General features: G+C 42.3%; 13 protein-coding genes, 1 tRNA gene and 1 pseudogene. 3 read left to right on the top strand and 12 right to left on the bottom strand.

Going from position 1 to position 16725, the window contains the following annotated elements; all coding sequences use genetic code 11:
* Positions 1-81: 81 nt before the first annotated feature.
* From PL11201_RS02665 to PL11201_RS02685, 5 genes are all read right to left on the bottom strand, one after another.
* A complete protein-coding gene (locus tag PL11201_RS02665) occupies positions 82-840 on the bottom strand; it encodes an LmeA family phospholipid-binding protein (protein ID WP_079677093.1) in 759 nt (252 codons plus the stop codon).
* Between the two features lie 122 nt (positions 841-962).
* Entirely contained in the window at positions 963-1244 is a 282-nt protein-coding gene (locus PL11201_RS02670; protein ID WP_079677094.1) for a type II toxin-antitoxin system RelE/ParE family toxin, read from the bottom strand.
* Complete coding sequence (locus PL11201_RS02675; protein WP_079677095.1) at positions 1225-1455, bottom strand: hypothetical protein; 231 nt, start codon at positions 1453-1455, stop codon at positions 1225-1227. Before PL11201_RS02675 ends, PL11201_RS02670 begins: the two co-directional genes overlap by 20 nt.
* A 100-nt stretch (positions 1456-1555) precedes the next feature.
* Positions 1556-2170, bottom strand: coding sequence for a pentapeptide repeat-containing protein (locus PL11201_RS02680; protein WP_079677096.1), 615 nt, complete (start codon positions 2168-2170; stop codon positions 1556-1558).
* 34 nt (positions 2171-2204) lie between these two features.
* The gene (locus tag PL11201_RS02685; protein WP_079677097.1) at positions 2205-3608 is read right to left on the bottom strand and encodes an HD domain-containing phosphohydrolase; all 1404 of its coding nucleotides are present in this window, start codon (positions 3606-3608) and stop codon (positions 2205-2207) included.
* Positions 3609-3961: 353 nt separating this feature from the next.
* On the opposite strand from PL11201_RS02685, the gene PL11201_RS02690 reads away from it, so the two are divergent.
* Positions 3962-4744 (top strand): calcium-binding protein, encoded by a 783-nt coding sequence (locus PL11201_RS02690; protein WP_079677098.1) that lies wholly within the window; start codon positions 3962-3964, stop codon positions 4742-4744.
* 10 nt (positions 4745-4754) lie between these two features.
* On the opposite strand, the gene PL11201_RS02695 is transcribed toward PL11201_RS02690, so the two are convergent.
* The 6 genes from PL11201_RS02695 to PL11201_RS02720 all read right to left on the bottom strand — a co-directional run bounded on the left by PL11201_RS02695 (position 4755) and on the right by PL11201_RS02720 (position 12078).
* Positions 4755-5765, bottom strand: coding sequence for a sensor histidine kinase (locus tag PL11201_RS02695; RefSeq protein ID WP_144017651.1), 1011 nt, complete (start codon positions 5763-5765; stop codon positions 4755-4757).
* 331 nt (positions 5766-6096) lie between these two features.
* Positions 6097-7176, bottom strand: coding sequence for a class II fructose-bisphosphate aldolase (gene fba / locus PL11201_RS02700; protein ID WP_079677099.1), 1080 nt, complete (start codon positions 7174-7176; stop codon positions 6097-6099).
* 434 nt (positions 7177-7610) lie between these two features.
* The gene (locus tag PL11201_RS02705) at positions 7611-8879 is read right to left on the bottom strand and encodes a hypothetical protein (protein WP_079677100.1); all 1269 of its coding nucleotides are present in this window, start codon (positions 8877-8879) and stop codon (positions 7611-7613) included.
* A gap of 65 nt (positions 8880-8944) precedes the next feature.
* A tRNA-Lys gene (locus PL11201_RS02710) sits at positions 8945-9016 on the bottom strand.
* Between the two features lie 70 nt (positions 9017-9086).
* Entirely contained in the window at positions 9087-9980 is an 894-nt protein-coding gene (locus tag PL11201_RS02715) for an aldose epimerase family protein (RefSeq protein WP_079677101.1), read from the bottom strand.
* A gap of 67 nt (positions 9981-10047) precedes the next feature.
* A complete protein-coding gene (locus PL11201_RS02720) occupies positions 10048-12078 on the bottom strand; it encodes a CapA family protein (protein ID WP_079677102.1) in 2031 nt (676 codons plus the stop codon).
* Positions 12079-12681: 603 nt separating this feature from the next.
* Between PL11201_RS02720 and PL11201_RS02725 the strand changes: the two are divergent.
* Positions 12682-12966: pseudogene (locus PL11201_RS02725) on the top strand (transposase); the annotation flags it as partial.
* Between the two features lie 83 nt (positions 12967-13049).
* Complete coding sequence (locus tag PL11201_RS02730; RefSeq protein WP_255377493.1) at positions 13050-13682, top strand: IS630 family transposase; 633 nt, start codon at positions 13050-13052, stop codon at positions 13680-13682.
* 263 nt (positions 13683-13945) lie between these two features.
* On the opposite strand, the gene PL11201_RS02735 is transcribed toward PL11201_RS02730, so the two are convergent.
* A complete protein-coding gene (locus tag PL11201_RS02735) occupies positions 13946-16423 on the bottom strand; it encodes an ATP-dependent Clp protease ATP-binding subunit (protein WP_079677105.1) in 2478 nt (825 codons plus the stop codon).
* Positions 16424-16725 lie beyond the last annotated feature (302 nt).

A 16725-nucleotide genomic window follows, 5' to 3' on the forward strand; every position in this document is an offset into this window, starting at 1 on the left:
TTTTCCCGACTTTAAACTAAAAGTAATGGTCTTGAACAATTCTCCTCCAGCAATCAAATTTAACGGTAAATTAACAACGTTTTAGCTTTTCTTTCCTTTGGGAAATTGATTGATTTGGGCTGACCCATAAAAAATCAGGGAATTGTTTTGAATTCGCAGTCTATCTACCTTTAATTGGGTTCCATCTAAAGCAAATTTGTCCAGATCTAATAAATCATTTACATGGTTTACTAAAGCTTGACTCAGGTTAATTTCCTCCTGATTTCCCTGATATTGAACATCAACAAATCGGATTTTCTGACGGTCTTCCACCTCCACCTGAGTTGTGAAATCAACTTGGACGGGTGCTTGTGAATTTCCTAGTAGAATTCCCGATTGAATTCTAAGGTTTTTCTCAGGAGTAACCGTCATCAGGGTTTTTGTAAAGGTTAAGGATTCTCCCTGATATTGCAGGCGCTGGAGTTTTTCTACCACAAAGGGGGTGTTAAAAGAGTCAGTCAAGTCTTCCTCCGTTAATACCACCCGCAAACTGGCTTGAGTCGGTTGTCGTAACTTGACTTGGCCTGTGAAAATCGCGCTGAAATCAATGGACACCGCCTGCACATAGAGTTCCATGACGGCAATGCGGAGGCCATTGTACATCAGCATCCCGTTGCCAATAAAATCGAAACCATCGACGCTTCCCTGCAAAAGCTTGGCTACAGGTTCCGCCCGAACGTTGGCTTCAATTTTTTCAGAACGCTTGAATAAAGCTGCGATCGCAGCCCCAACCGCCTTGCTGACAAGGCGATCGCCACTTTGATTCTGAAAAGAAGTGCTTCCAAACAAAGCCTGTACCATTCCTATTGCTCGTTAGCTGACTTGCCTATTATAACTTTTTATAAAGTTTTGTAACAATCAGTAATGCTTATCAAGAGAATAAGAGGGGGTGGGGGTGCGGTGGGAGAAGAACGGAGAACAGCTTAATAAACCTCATCATGGCTTCCAATATCAATTAAAAAAATTACTCTCTCTACTAATTCCTTGTCCTCGGAAAATTCAAAAACAATCCGGCAATTATAAGTCACCCAACAAGCCCATAACCCATCCAAATTTCCGGTTAACTTATGAGACTTTAAAGAAAAAGTAAACGGGTCATCAGCCAAAATTTCTAAAACATCAATAATTTTTTGCTGTAACTGCGGATTCTTTTTGATCAGCTTTTTAACTCCTCGCTTAAACCCATTACTCCAGACCAGTTTCATCCTCATCCTCTAATAAATCAGCCATCAGATCATCAACTGTTCCTTGCTTGGCTTTCCCTTCCCGAAACGCCAATTTAACCGCCTCAGCATTCGCCAATATTTCTCCTCGTCGTTGTTCAATTCGTCGCTTACGAATCAACTCCCACAAATAATCCTGTTCCTCAAATGATAATGCCTCAATCGACTCAATCAGGTCTTGAAATATCATCATGATTACCTCACTTTCACTGATTAATTAACTCTATCCTAGCTAATTACAAGCTGATTTTTAAAACAACCCTGCACCCATCTTCTTTCACACTGTACAACCGTTAACAATTCCCTAACTCTGTTCCTTCGAGACAAGCACCTTCTAAAACCACACCTAAAAATAAGGTTTGTTCCAGAATAGCGCATAGTAAATTAGCCCGTTCTAAATTCGTTCCCCGCAACACCGCACCGGATAAATTAGCTTCTTCTAAATCAGCTTGAGATAAATCAGCACCGGATAAATTAGTATTTCTTAAATCCGCTTGATATAAAATTCCTTGGGATAAATTCACGCCGCGTAAATCAGCACCCCTTAAATCAATCCCACTTAAATCCAAATTTCCACAGGTGGCTCCAGTTAAAAAAGCTCCAGCAAAACTCGCTTCTTTTACCTCCGCATCGAATAGAATTGCCCCCCTTAAATCAGCATTTCTCAAGTCAGCCCCTTGCAAATTTGCTCCCGATAAATCAGCCCCTCTTAAATTAGCTCGGAGTTGCGCTCCTTGTAAATTAGCCCCGGATAAATTAGCTCCCGACAAATTAGAACCCGATAAATTCACCTGTGCCAAATTAGCCCCGGATAGATCAATACCGGATAAATTCATATTAGTCAAATCTTTAATAGCTCCTTGTTTGAGGGCATTAAAATCAACCGATAGAGTGCGAGTCATGGTCATAATTAGGGATAATTGAAACAACTTAAAGTTCAGATTATTTTTGCAGTTTAGATTGAGGATTTAACTCCTCCTCTAACCACACGTTCGGCAATTGACTAGGCTTTTCAGGTAACTGCATTAAGCCGATTTCAGTTAATTTTACAACGGTTTTTAATGATTCAACTAAAGTTGGATCAAATCTCGTGCCACTCAACTCCTGACATTTTTCTAACGCCTCTGTTAAACTTAAAGCCGGACGTTTACCTCGGGGTTGAATAAAGGCTTGAAAATAAGCCACCACCGCTAAAATTCGGGATTTAATATCAATTTCTTCTCCTTTTAAACCATTGGGTTTGCCCGTGCCGTCCCAATGTTCTAAATAGTGATACACAACCTCCCGAACTTCCGATAATTCTGGCATAGATTCTAATAATCTAGCCCCAATTAATGTCCGTTCTGACCAAAACTTTCTCGTGGCATCATCCATTTCTTCCGGTGTTTGATTAAACACCTCATCTGGTGCCGATGCTAACCCAATTCTATATAATAATCCCGCTAACCGTAACCGTCTCAAGGTCACCGTTGGCAGATCTAAAATTTGACCAATGGTTTCCGATAAAGCCGCGACTTGTAAGGAAGCACAGGGGTTATCGCGATCCCGTTCATCCACCCGTTGTGCCATTCTTAAAAATGCCTGTAATTTATTGGCACTAATATTACGGCTGACTCGTTTTGCTTGCCCTTCTAATTCCCATAATTCTCGGGTTTGACGGTTAACCGTAATTAATTCCTGTTGAGAAGATTGTAGATAACTCACAATCCGAGAAACCACGCTGGTTAAATCAGGAACTTGATGATAAGGTGTCGCTACAATTTGCTGATGTTGTGCCAATAAACTATCCGCTAATTCAGGATTATAGGGTCGAAACCGCTCAATTAAAATTTCAGCAGATTTACGAACCAACTTTTGATCAAATGTCCATAATCCATAAAATTTTCGTTCGCTATCAATCGTAGGTTTACTATGATGGGCATATTCATTTGCCATCAATTCATGGCACAATAGCATTGTCGTATAACCGGGAGCCAAAATAATTAAATTCCACTCCATCACCAAACTATCAGAACGGTCTAAATTAATTAAAGAAACATTCTCTAATTGTCCGGTGCGATGGGTCAAAAATCCACCATCCCCAACGGCACTAATCACAACATGGCGACAAGATTGAACCAGATCAAAATACCGTTCAGCCTCTTGAAGATACCATTTTCCCTCCTGAAATGTGACTAATACTAGAGGTTGTTGATCCGTTGTCGCATCACTATTTTGCAAAATGTGATCTTCGAGGGCATGACACAAGGCAACTAGGGTATTTTTGAAGTAGACACCATAACTAGAGGGCAGTTGACCATCAGGAAGGGAGGCTTTAAGCTGATTGAGCGTGGATTCTGGATTCATTTGCAAACGCGAGTCCCGACTATTCCTTAAATCTTAACTGTTATGGGCAGAATTTCAGGGTCAATCATCAAAAATTTTCATTTTCTCGTCGAGATTGCTCCGAATTCAGGGTAGGATCATTCCCCGTAAGATATTATTGCTTTTGAAACCCTCTGCATTTTTTGTTGAATTTTTCCCTGAACCTAACTAACAAGAACAAAAAGAAATCATACATGATTCATGAGTTTATCCCAAAAATTTCTCAAGCGGAATTGCCTATAGCAATCCTATTTTACTGATTTTATAGTAAAATAATTTATACTATTTAAACCCAGTGATTTCCTTTGCCTTAATGTTTTCGGGAGAGTCGATTTATGACAATGCAACCAGATTTTTCATCTCTATCTGTTCCACAACCTGTGCCAATGTCCACAGGAACTACAACTTCTTTGGTGGGGGTTAATATTATTACGATTACCCAAAAAGATGTCAATAGAAAGGGTCAATATATTGGAACAACTGGCCCAGATTATATTGAGGTCTCTCCCTTTCTCGCCCCCTTTAACTTTGCCATTTATGGTTTAGAAGAACCCGATACCCTATCGGGGGGGGCTGGAGATGATAGTTTATTTGGGGGAAAAGGAAACGATTCTTTAATTGGTTTAAATGGCAATGATATTATCCAAGGAAATTTAGGTGCAGATTATATTAATGGAGGAGATGGGAATGATTCTGTTTATGGAGGACAGGGAAATGATACCCTTTTGGGTTCGGCGGGAAATGATTATCTGGCCGGAGATAAAGGGATAAATCAGTTAACCGGAGGATTTGGGGTTGACAACTTTTCGATTCGCGCTTTTCCTCCCGAAAATACAGGATCTTCATCCAGTTTTATTCCCACTAATGCAGATATAATCACGGATTTTACCCCCGGAGAAGATGTAATTATTGTTAATGGAGTTCCTTCTTTTGCTCAGTTGCGTTTGACCTCCATTCCCCCAGAAGCCGTGCGAGGAGTATTTCCCAGTATTGAACGTACCCTCGGTGGTGGAACTTTAATTGAAGTTCAAGCCACAGGTCAAATTATTGGCTTTTTAGAAAATATTCAACCCCAACAATTATTAACATCTTCTTTTCTCTTTTTCCAGACTCCTTGAGGTTAGTTTATTAGGTTAAATCTGAATTGTAGGTTTCTCCATCACTTAAGGGTAAAAAGATTTCAACCAGAGTTCCTTGATTCTTCCCTGGACTGACTAATTGAATTCTACCTCCCATCATTTCGACTAAATTTTTGGAAATCGCTAATCCCAATCCGGTACTTCCTAGGGCATTAATTCGGGATTCATCTTCCACAACAAAGGGTTGAAATAGTTTTTCTTGGATTTGAGGTGAAATCCCAATTCCCGTATCTTTAATCGTAATCACAGCCATTTCTTCACTCTCTTGTGTTTGAGGATGATTACCGTGACGAATTTCTGTGCTAATTGAAATACTCCCCCGGTCTGTAAATTTAATCGCATTCCCAATAATATTAATGAAAATTTGTTTAAGTTTTGTCGGGTCAGCTTTGACTTTAATTCGGTGAGAATAGTCCTGTTTATAGAGTCGTAATCCTTTTTGACGAATATTAGAAAATTGTAGGTAAATAGCAGCCGTTAAACAGGCTTGTAAATCAATAGTTTTAATATCAAAAGAAATTCGACCTTCTTCAATTCGAGCTAAGTCTAAAACCTGATTAATTAACGTTAATAGATGGAGGGAAGAATCATGAGCTTGTTTTAAAAGCTCCAGTTCTTCATCTCGATCATCACATAAATCATCCAATAGGAGTTGTAAGGAACCAATAATCCCATTCATCGGTGTTCTTAACTCATGGGATGTTTGCCTAAGAAAATCATCTTTTCGATGATTCATCTCCTCCAAAACTTTATTTTTAGATTCCACCCTGTCATATTTTTCAACCGTTGTTTTCAGTTGTTTTTCCAGATCATCTTTTTCTAGTAGAAACCTTTCTTTCGTGTTTTGCAATAGCGCCTCTAAGGAAGCATTTTTCTGTTTTAAATGTTGGAGATTTTGATAATAAATTAACGCCATTAGAGAACTGAAAAAAGCCACTAACACGGAAACAATCGGTATAAATGCAGTCAATACCGAAAAACTGTGAGCAAGATAAGCCATAACTCCCAATGCTATCAAAGCTATTATAGCAATTGGCACTCTCCACTTTAGCTCCATTGATTGTCTGAGCTTTTGCCCCATATATTACACCCGTCAGTCGCTCCAAAGGTTTAATTTTAACGATGTTAAAACTTCCCTTTCTATGCTATCTTGCAAAGTTGATTTTGAAATCCCCCCTTTTTGCTAGGACGGAAATCTTAATAACTGAGTATCAAATCAGAATTAAGCCCTGAAGGGCTTACTACAAGGAAAAACCTGGCTTCTTTTTTAAGAAACCAGGCTTTCAATTCATCAACTTAGACGCTTTAAAACTAAAATCAGGGTCTATTAATTAAACCGCAACAGCCTTTTTAGTAGTAGCACTCAATTCACCTTTAGCGTACTTAGCTGCAAACTCATCTAAAGTTTGAACTTTGATCTTATCTGCATTACCCGCAGAACCGAATTGATTATAACGATCCGCACAAACTTTCTTCATATATTTGATAGAAGGTTTCAGGAAGTGACGGGGATCAAAGTTAGAAGGATCTTTAAAGGCTGCTTCCCGGAAGGCTGCGGTAATGGCTAAACGGTTGTCAGTATCAATATTTACTTTCCGAACACCGCTCTTAATTCCTTTTTGGATTTCTTCCACAGGAACCCCGTAGGTTTCAGGGATCTGACCACCGTATTTGTTGATGATTTCCAACAAATCTTCAGGAACGGAGGAAGAACCGTGCATGACTAAGTGAGTATTCGGTAAGCGACGGTGAATTTCTTCAATGCGGCTAATGGCCAGAATCTCACCAGTCGGTTTCCGGGTGAATTTGTAAGCCCCGTGACTGGTACCAATGGCGATCGCTAAAGCGTCTACTTGGGTTCTTTCCACGAACTCAACGGCTTGGTCGGGGTCAGTTAACAACTGTTCCATCGTCAATTTCCCTTCTGCACCGTGACCATCTTCTTTGTCACCTTGCATGGTTTCCAGAGAACCCAAACAACCCAGTTCTCCTTCAACACTAACCCCAATGGAATGAGCCACTTTCACCACTTCTAAGGTGACAGCCACGTTATATTCAAAGCTGGCAGGGGTTTTACCATCGGCTTCGAGGGAACCATCCATCATCACGCTAGTAAAGCCATGACGCATGGCAGAATAGCAGGTGGCGGGAGAGTTGCCGTGATCTTGGTGCATGGCAATGGGGATGTGGGGATAGGTTTCCACCGCCGCTAAAATCAGGTGGCGCAGGAAGCTTTCACCAGCATATTGACGAGCACCGCGAGAAGCTTGCAAAATCACAGGGCTATTGGTTTCTTCAGCAGCCTGCATAATGGCTTGGATCTGCTCCATGTTATTCACATTGTATGCAGGAAGTCCATAATCATTTTCAGCCGCATGATCCAGCAAAAGCCGCATGGGTACGAGCGCCATAAAATTGCCTCCTAAGTCGTTGTTTTGTAAATTGGTTCCGAGATCGTCCTAATTAAAATAATATTAAGACAATTTGGTCATTTGCGGTGGATCTGATCAGAAATTTGTTGTTTTTTTAGGGGCAGGGCTTCAAAATTGTAGTAAGCCCTTCAGGGCTTCAATCTCATGGCTACAGGTAAGGAACTTCAAAATCACTCTAAGTTAAGCCCAGAAAAGCTTACAACAATTGATCTTGTTGGCTCGTATCGGTTTTGCACTTTCCTATATGACATAATGTTACTTTTGTCAAGTATCACTGTTGGCTTTTGGGAATTCTGCGATCGCTCGTCATCAGCGTTTAAATGCCCTCTATAGAAAAGAGGAGGAGCCTTTGAACTCTCAAAGGCTAATATGTCAAGCCCCAGATTTTGATGCTCACAATCAATTTACTTACATTACTTACAGTTAGCTATAGCCCATTCTTGTAAGTTTCCTGTAACTATTTTACCAATTTGATAGCCACCATAAACAGCTGCACCTGTCCCTCCAACTAATATCAATCCCATGACAGCCGGGCCACCTACGGCTGAAGTAACAACTGCTGTAGCAGCGGCTCCAGTTACATTACTACCCAACCAACCTGCAACTATCTGAGTTAAGCCACCTAATCCCAACTGGGAAACAGCAGAAGCTATCCCTGCATAACCTGATAAGGTTCCTGCACCAGCAGCAGAAGCACTTGTTACAGATTGAACTAATACCAAGGTTGCAACTGCACCTTTTTTAATAGCCATCCAACTGGAACTATCACCTCCTTGAACTTTATCCAGATAAGCTTGACACATTGTTTCTGGTGTTGATTGTAGAAAAACTTTCATATCTTTTCGGAGTTGTTTGTTCTTTCCAAGCACTTGTTCACCCGCAAAAGATATAGAGTCCAAAACCAGTTGATTGACCGGAATATTAATGTTAGCTAAAAATGAGTTAGTTTTGTTGGAAATATCTGCGTAGTCAATGGCTTGAAGGTTGTTTCCAAAGTCTTGAACAAGCTGTTGACCGTACTTTAATTGATCCCCACTAACTTTACTTGCATCTTTCAAGATTTGATTCGATGAAATCAAAGTATTTCCTAATGTAGTTTGGGTGTTGGCAAGAATCTGTTTTCCTAATTCAGCCTTGGCATAAAGTAGTTGAGCCGTTTCTTCTAAAACCTGGTCTTTAGCAATGTTTTGCTGTTCTAAAACATTCTTAGTAGTTTCGACAAACTGACTGCTACCCACAAAATTACTTAGGTCTTGCATAGCTTGTTTGCTAAGAGCAACATCTCCCTCGATTGCACCACTAACATCGGTAATTATCTGTGATAGATTGATCTGATTTAATAAAGATTTTGCTTCAGCACTTAAATGGCTTCCAATTTCAAGCTGCTTTCTTGTAAGCTCATTGACTTTTTGGGAAAGTTCTGATCCGTGTTGAAGTTGTTCTCCGATAAAACCTTGTGATCCTTTTATCAGATTGAAAGATCCTTTTTTCGTATCCTCGAAGACTTGACCCATATTACTGAGTAGAGTTGGGTCACTAGCTAAAATTACAGCAGGTGAGTTAGCATTTATTGGCGTTATCGGATTTGCTAAAGCTGTGGCTGTTTCTATAAATCCTGAATGAATAAGTAGAAACAAACTTGAGATCAGAATCACTAATTGTTTCCGACAAAACTTAAACATTATTAAATCTCCCTACAAACACATAATTCAATGATGAGTAACTCACCTTTGATCATGCCTTAAAATGGGTCGCCCGGGGCTCGAACCCGGAACAAATCGGTTAAAAGCCGAGTACTCTACCATTGAGTTAGCGACCCGCGCGTTTTTCTTTTTCTCACGCACAGTTTCTAATAGTAACACAACACTTTAGGGTTGACAAGGGGTTTCTTAAAAAAATGTTGCGCTCAGGTGGACGAGCATCTCACAACTGGCTCCGGGCTTGAGATAGGTCAATAATTTTCCCGTATTCATCGCATTGCGAGGGGCTGTCCAAGGTTCCAAACAATAGTAATCTTTGCCCTTGAGTGTCCAATACACCACACTGGAATAGGCAGAACTATAGCCAAGGATAATTTTAGACCGACGACTGTGGTCAATGGTGGTGGTGGCTAACCCGGTTAATGGATTAAACAGTCCATCGATTTCCTCCTCCAAGGGATCAAACCGTCCCGTAAACACATGGGTTTTCTGGCTACGTTGATCTCGGTACTGCATCGCCGGAATCTCAAACGCCAACTGCTCCTTATCCCCGGCTAAAAAATAAGGATGTAACCCCGTGGAGAAGGGCATGGTCTGGGCGGGTAGACTATCCATTGTCCCGCAGAGGTTCGTATAACGTTGGAAAATCTGTAGAGAGTTACCCTTGAGGGTATAGGTAAACTCCACTTCAAAATCAAAGGGATAAACTGAACGGGTTTGGGGATTACTTTGCAAGACCAGGGTAATCGATGCCCCCTGATTTGTCGCCTGTTGTGCTACTGTCCAGGGCAAATTTCGAGCAAAACCATGTTGTTTGAGGGTATAGCGTTGACCCTGATAGGTGTAGGTATCATCGGGTAAATTCCCACAAATGGGGAATAAAATCGGGATTCCGCCCCGCACCGTTAACTCAGGGTTAGCAAACCGTTCACTGTCCAAATACAGTAAGTCCTTACCCTCGACTTGCCAACGGGTAATAATTCCGCCCCTTTCGGGCACAACTTCTAGGCTCGACTGGGTAGTCGGGTCAGACAGGACGTAGGTTTTATATTGTTGATGGGGCTTTAGTGCGATCGCAAACACAGTAATAGTTAGGAATAAATAAACTTTGGACAGGCAAACAAATTCACCAGGGGTAACCGTTAGGATCTTAGCCTATGGCTTGATCAAACTCTCGATTTTTCAAAGGAAGATCAATTTCAGCGTGAGATCCCCTTTCCATTTTCGAGACAGAAACTTCTGATTCCGTTGTTACAGATTGCTGCTTAGGAATGGCAATTTGAAACGAGATTGGGAAATCAGAACCCCGGTAACTTTGGGTGCTAGGGACGGGTGCTTGGGGAAAAGAAGGCAGGGAGATAAACGGATCTTTAATAAAAGGTTGATCAATATAGGGTTTGAGATCATCCTGGGTTGCCGTTTTAGTTTCCAATTTAGGAGGTAAGGGGGATTCGGTCTGTGATATAGATCCTGACTGCTTAATAACTGGAGACTGCATGGGTTCGGAGAACAAGGTTTTCGGCGGTTCCGATGGGAGCATCTCCGTCGCTGTCGATGGACTTTCTGGTTTAGGTTCCGTCACTAGGGGCAAAGTCGGTTCTGCCGTTGGGGTTAAGGCGGCATCCACCCGTTTAATCTGTCGTTGCGGGGTGTCTAACACGACGGAGGACTGCATGGGCTGATCAAAAATTTGGGAGAGTCGCCCCACCCGCTTAATAATATCCTCGCCCTTTGGGGTTGAAATCACCTTAGCTTGATATTGGGTGACTTCCACAGGTAAAAACTCGACCTTCATTTGATGGTTAGCGTTTAGGGCAACTCTGAGCACGGCCGTTTCATAATCCGCACGACTATTCCCCCCAAAAATAAAATTCCCCAAGGAGTAAACAATCGGCCGACCTTTATAAATTTCCGCACCCTGTAAGGTATGGGGATGATGACCAATCACCACATCGGCTCCTTGATCGATCGTAAATCGGGCTAAGTCAATTTGCCAGTCCCCCGGATATTCCGCCAGTTCTACACCCCAATGGTAGTTAACCACCACCCAATCCACTTGATCTCGGATGGCTTTAATATCGGCGGCTACCTGCTGATCATAACGGGGATTGGTTCCCGCTAAAGTTTCGGTGGCTGCATGAAAGTCGGCATCATAATAGCCTAAATAGGCAATCCGTTGACCTTTAACTTCAATAATCGAGGGCCGACGGGCTTCTTTCATATCTCGACCTGCTCCCACGGTCTTAATCCCCGCTTGGTCTAAAGTTGCGATGGTTTCCATTAGCCCAGGTTCCCCATAGTCCATCGTATGATTATTGGCAAGATTGACAATATCAATTCCCCCTTCTGTTAATACCTTGACAGCTTCTGGATCGGCTTTAAAATTAAACTGTTTGTTGGGACGGCGTAGGGTAGAACGGGTGAGGGGATTTTCTAAGTTCACCATCGCCAGATCGGCATCCTGATATTCCGGGAGTTGGGCAAAGGGTAGGGAGTAGTTCGTCCCAATCACATCTTCAAAGTGGTCGGACAGGGTGACGTCTCCCCCAAATACTAAAGTCACCGTCGGATCTTGGGGATTTTTGACTTGTTCCTGTTGCACCACCGGAACCACTTCTAGGGCGGCTTGGACGGTATCAGACCGTTTGGGTGGCGGTGCGACCAGGGCTATATTTTCTTGAGCCGGATTTTTCGGTAGGGGGAATACCTCGGCTCTGACTTCGTAATAACTCACCCAACAGCCCAAGACAAAGGCAGAAACGGCCGAACCCATGAGAAACATCAGCCGCAGGGTTTTAAATTTAATCCCATCCAGATTTAACCACCGTCGGTGTCCTTGTCCTCGATAAACTCGATTGGCCGGAGTCACCAGTCGCACCGATTGTTTCCAGAGAATCTCCCCATCTCCTTGATACCTGGCGGCAATTTTTACCCCTTCTAGGTTAGGGGCGTTGAGTTTCCACAGCAGGTGACAGATAAACTTAACAATGCCCTCGGCCATGGGTTCTTGCTGGAACTCGACGAGGACGGGTAAACAGCCTTTACGGTCGGGGGGCGCGACCCTGGCCGAGATCCCCTCGGGTCTGAGATAGGTGTTAATTAAATCGCTAATTGCCCTTAAATCTCCAGTACGGGCTAATTCAAAAATAGAAGGTTGACCTAAATATTCTGCATAAACCATAAAAATACTATCTTCTCCCTTAGAAATTTTGCTTGCAGTTCAGTCTAAATAGTAAAAATAACCCTAACCGCCGACCATAGCGAGTGATTGATGATTAGATTTAACGGTTCTAACATAATGCCTCTGCATAACGCTATAGCGCTACCAATTAAGGTTAGGACAATACTAAACCTAAACCTTGTAACCTGTTCATAACCTACTGTTCCCTGTTCCCTGTTCCCTAGCGCGTAGCACTATAGAACTTTCTGGTGAAAAGTTTAACAGGTATCCTGAGCTATGGAAAAATCTTTCTGGAAAGGGAATGGGGGAACAGGTAATTACGAATTGAGAATTGAGAATTACGAATGGGGAATACTTCGACTTCGCTCAGTAACATTGGGATTGCTATATTTCTATTTTAGCGATTAGAAATCGCGTCTACACAGACCAAACCCACCTTCGTGGGTTCAGAAGCCTTAATTTTTCATTAGTCCACGCAGGTGAACTTCGCTTGTGTAGTAGCGAATTATATTCGCCGAAAACTTTTCTTAGTATTTTTAAACAGAATAAGTTGCTCAAGCCAATTTCCTCAAGTAAGAAATAGAGCCCAATGTATAATCCTGATTTATCAGGAGTTTTNCTAAACCTACTGTGGTTGTTCTCGATCAATCTTCAATTCATACCAGCGATCGCTTTCTCTCCAAATTATCCGAATGGGAGCAAAAGAATTTAAAAATATTTTGGCTACCCACCTACTCACCTAAGCTAAATTTAATTGAAATCTTATGGAAATTTATTAAATATGAATGGATTGAAGTTGATGCTTATGCCAGTTGGTCAAGCTTAATTAAATATCTGAAAAAAGTGCTGGAAAATTTAGGTCAAGAATATGCAATTAATTTTGTTTAGGTACTTACAAGAAAGTAATTCTGTTGATTTTTCTGAGCATCAACAATGGGATCATGAACACGGATGGAAGAATGTGCTAAATAATCTTCNAGTTTTCTCCCGAGCAACTAATAACAATATTTAGAATTAGCCGAAGAACTCTATATAATTGGGTGACTCGATGGGAAAAAAGTGGATTTGTCGGTCTATATAATGAAAAAGGAAGGGGGAGAAAAGCAAAATTAAGCCCATCACAAATAGCAGAAGTAAAAGAGTGGGTAAAAGCCGAACCTAAAAATCTCAATAAAGTGGTTATAAAAATTCATAAAAACTGGGAAATTAAGGTGAGTAAAGAAACCATAAAAAGAATGATAAAAAAGTTGAATATGAGATGGAAAAGAATGAAAAGGGGATTAAGCAAAACCCCTGATGAATGGGAGTTAGAGGTGAAAACGCCAGAATTATTGAAGCTGAAAGAACAAGATAAAAAAGGCGAAATTGATTTAAGATATTTAGATGAAAGTGGATTTTCGTTAACGCCTTACATTCCTTATGGTTGGCAAGAGAAAAATTCAACAATAATTCTCAAAAGTTCTCAAAGTAAAAGAATAAATGTGCTGGGATTAATGAATTGTAGAAATGAATTATTTTCGGAAATTTACCTCCAAACAATTGATAGTGAAACGGTGATTAAATTTTTAGATAAATTTAGTGATAGTCTAATACAAATGTGTTAAAAAAATAGGATTCTATTTCTGTGAAAAATAGCAATTATTTATGTTTAGTTAAATAGCGGTAAATTAGCTATATAATTTGATAGCAAAGCCTCGGAAGTTCAACGAATAACTGTAAGGGTTTTCAATTTTTTAGAATTAGTGGAAAATTTAGCCGCCATCTGCGGAATGTGGGTTTAAGTCCCACTAGGAACGCGAAAAATAAGAATAAAAAAGCCCCTCGATGGTTAGGCGAGGGGTTTAAGAAAAGATATAATTCGAGTCAATTAAGACTCAGCGCCTTGGGGTAACAATTCCCGACTGGTGGTACTTTGGAACACCACCACTTGAGCATTTTCATCCACATCAACCATGGCCGTATCCCCCTCTTTGATCCGTCCAGACAGAATTTCTTCCGCTAAACTATCTTCGAGTAACCGCATAATGGCTCGACGTAGAGGACGCGCTCCGTAGCTGGGGTTGTAGCCTTCTTCCACTAACCGCTCTTTGAACTTGTCCGTCACTTCCAAGGTAATACCTTTTTCGATCAAGCGTCCGAAGACTTCTTTTAACATGATCACGGCAATTTCCTTGACTTCTTCCTTATTCAACTGACGGAAGACAATAATTTCATCCAAACGGTTGAGGAATTCAGGACGGAAATATTGTTTGAGTTCTTCATTCACCAAGTTGCGGATACGGTTGTATTGGGCATCGTTTTCGTTTTCCGAGAACTCGAAGCCCAAACCACCGCCACCTTTTTCGATCACCTTCGAGCCAATATTAGAGGTCATGATGATCAAGGTATTCTTGAAGTCCACCGTCCGACCTTTGGCATCGGTCAAACGACCATCTTCTAAGATTTGCAGCAACATATTGAAGACGTCGGGGTGGGCTTTTTCAATTTCATCGAATAGCACCACCGTATAGGGACGCCGACGCACCGCTTCGGTGAGTTGTCCGCCTTCGTTGTAGCCCACATAGCCTGGAGGCGACCCAATTAACTTAGAAACCGTGTGACGTTCCATGTATTCGGACATATCCAAGCGGATCATCGCTTCTTCAGACCCGAAGAAATAGGACGCTAAGGCTTTAGTTAATTCGGTTTTACCCACCCCAGTCGGCCCAGAGAAGATAAAACTAGCGATCGGTCGGTTGGGGTTCTTCAGACCCACCCGGGCACGACGAATAGCACGGGATACGGCTTTAACGGCTTCATCCTGACCAATTAAGCGTTGGTGCAGGGTTCCTTCCATATTTAGTAGTTTCTCCGACTCAGACTCGGTGAGTTTATTCACCGGAACCCCTGTCCAACTGGCGACAATTTGGGCGATGTCTTCTTCGGTGACAACGGGGCTATCGTCTTCGCCGCGGGTAGTTTCGGCTTTCTTGGTTTGACTAATGGTACGAATTTGACCCTTAATTTCCATTTCCCGATCGCGCAATTCTCCCGCCCGGTCAAAGTCTTGGGAACGCACCGCCTCGTCTTTTTCCTTCAGGACTTGGCGCAGTTCCTTATCTAATTCCTTGGCCGCCGGAGGCAGTTGGGAATTGATTAAACGTACCCGGGAACCCGCTTCATCCATTAAGTCAATCGCTTTATCGGGTAAATAGCGATCGCTAATATATCGATCCGAGAGTTTAGCCGCTGCTTCGAGAGCCTCATCGGAAATTTTCAGTTTATGGTGTTGCTCATAGCGCTCGCGCAACCCAAACAGAATTTCAATGGTTTCAGAAACCGAGGGTTCACCCACCATCACAGGTTGGAACCGACGTTCTAGGGCCGCATCCCGTTCAATGTGTTTGCGGTATTCATCTAAGGTGGTTGCCCCGATACACTGCAACTCGCCCCGAGCTAAGGCGGGTTTGAGGATATTGGCCGCATCGATCGCCCCTTCGGCTGCCCCGGCCCCGATCAGGGTGTGGACTTCATCAATGACCAGGATGACGTTACCCGCAGACCGGATCTCATCCATGATTTTTTTCAGCCGTTCTTCAAATTCCCCGCGATATTTGGTTCCGGCGACTAGCAACCCAATATCTAAGGTGACCACCCGTTTATCTTCTAAAATATCGGGAATATCGTTCGTAGCAATGCGTTGGGCTAACCCTTCCGCGATCGCGGTTTTACCCACCCCGGGTTCCCCAATTAACACCGGGTTATTTTTGGTACGACGACCCAGAATTTGGATCACCCGTTCGATTTCTTTTTGACGACCAACCACCGGATCAAGTTTGCCTTCGGCGGCCATTTGGGTCAGATTTGATCCAAACTCATCTAAGGTTGGGGTTTTGGTGCGGCTGTTACTACCTCCAGCAGCCACTTCCGCCGTTTCGCCCAACATCCGAATCACTTGAGTCCGAACCTTCGAGAGGTCAACCCCCAAGTTTTCCAAAACTCGAGCGGCCACCCCTTCCCCTTCCCTGATCAGACCGAGAAGTAGGTGTTCCGTGCCAATATAGTTATGTCCCAGTTGGCGTGCTTCTTCCAGGGACAATTCCAGAACTCTTTTGGCCCGAGGGGTAAAAGGAATCTCGACGGCGACAAACCCCGAACCCCGACCAATAATTTTTTCCACCTCGATCCGGGCATCTTTGAGATTGACTCCCATTGATTTCAGGACTTTGGCTGCAACACCCGTCCCTTCCCCGATCAGACCCAGGAGGATCTGTTCAGTTCCCACGAAGTTATGCCCCAGGCGACGTGCTTCCTCCTGGGCTAACATGATGACTTTAATGGCTTTTTCTGTGAAGCGTTCAAACATAGCTAATTCCCATCACCTGTTGCTTATCAGTTATGCTAATTTTAGCGTGAGACTTATAACTTCGGAAAAATTAAAAAGTTGACTCAAAACTGACTCAAGGGTACTGACTCAAGGGTGAGTCTAAATCCATCTTCCTCCTCTTGAACTAGCAAGATCAGGATAGGGATCAAGATTTGGATAGAGACAGTTTACTCTAAATTAAATTTTGATTCTGTATAGAGGTTGTCTATCTAAAAGCCTCAACTGTGTTGTGGCTAAGGATTACTTTCGATTTTGATTGATTTAATGATGGATTCTAGCAC

Origin of the sequence: Planktothrix sp. PCC 11201 (assembly GCF_900009135.1) — a bacterium.
In the GTDB taxonomy this organism is placed as follows: Bacteria; Cyanobacteriota; Cyanobacteriia; order Cyanobacteriales; family Microcoleaceae; genus Planktothrix.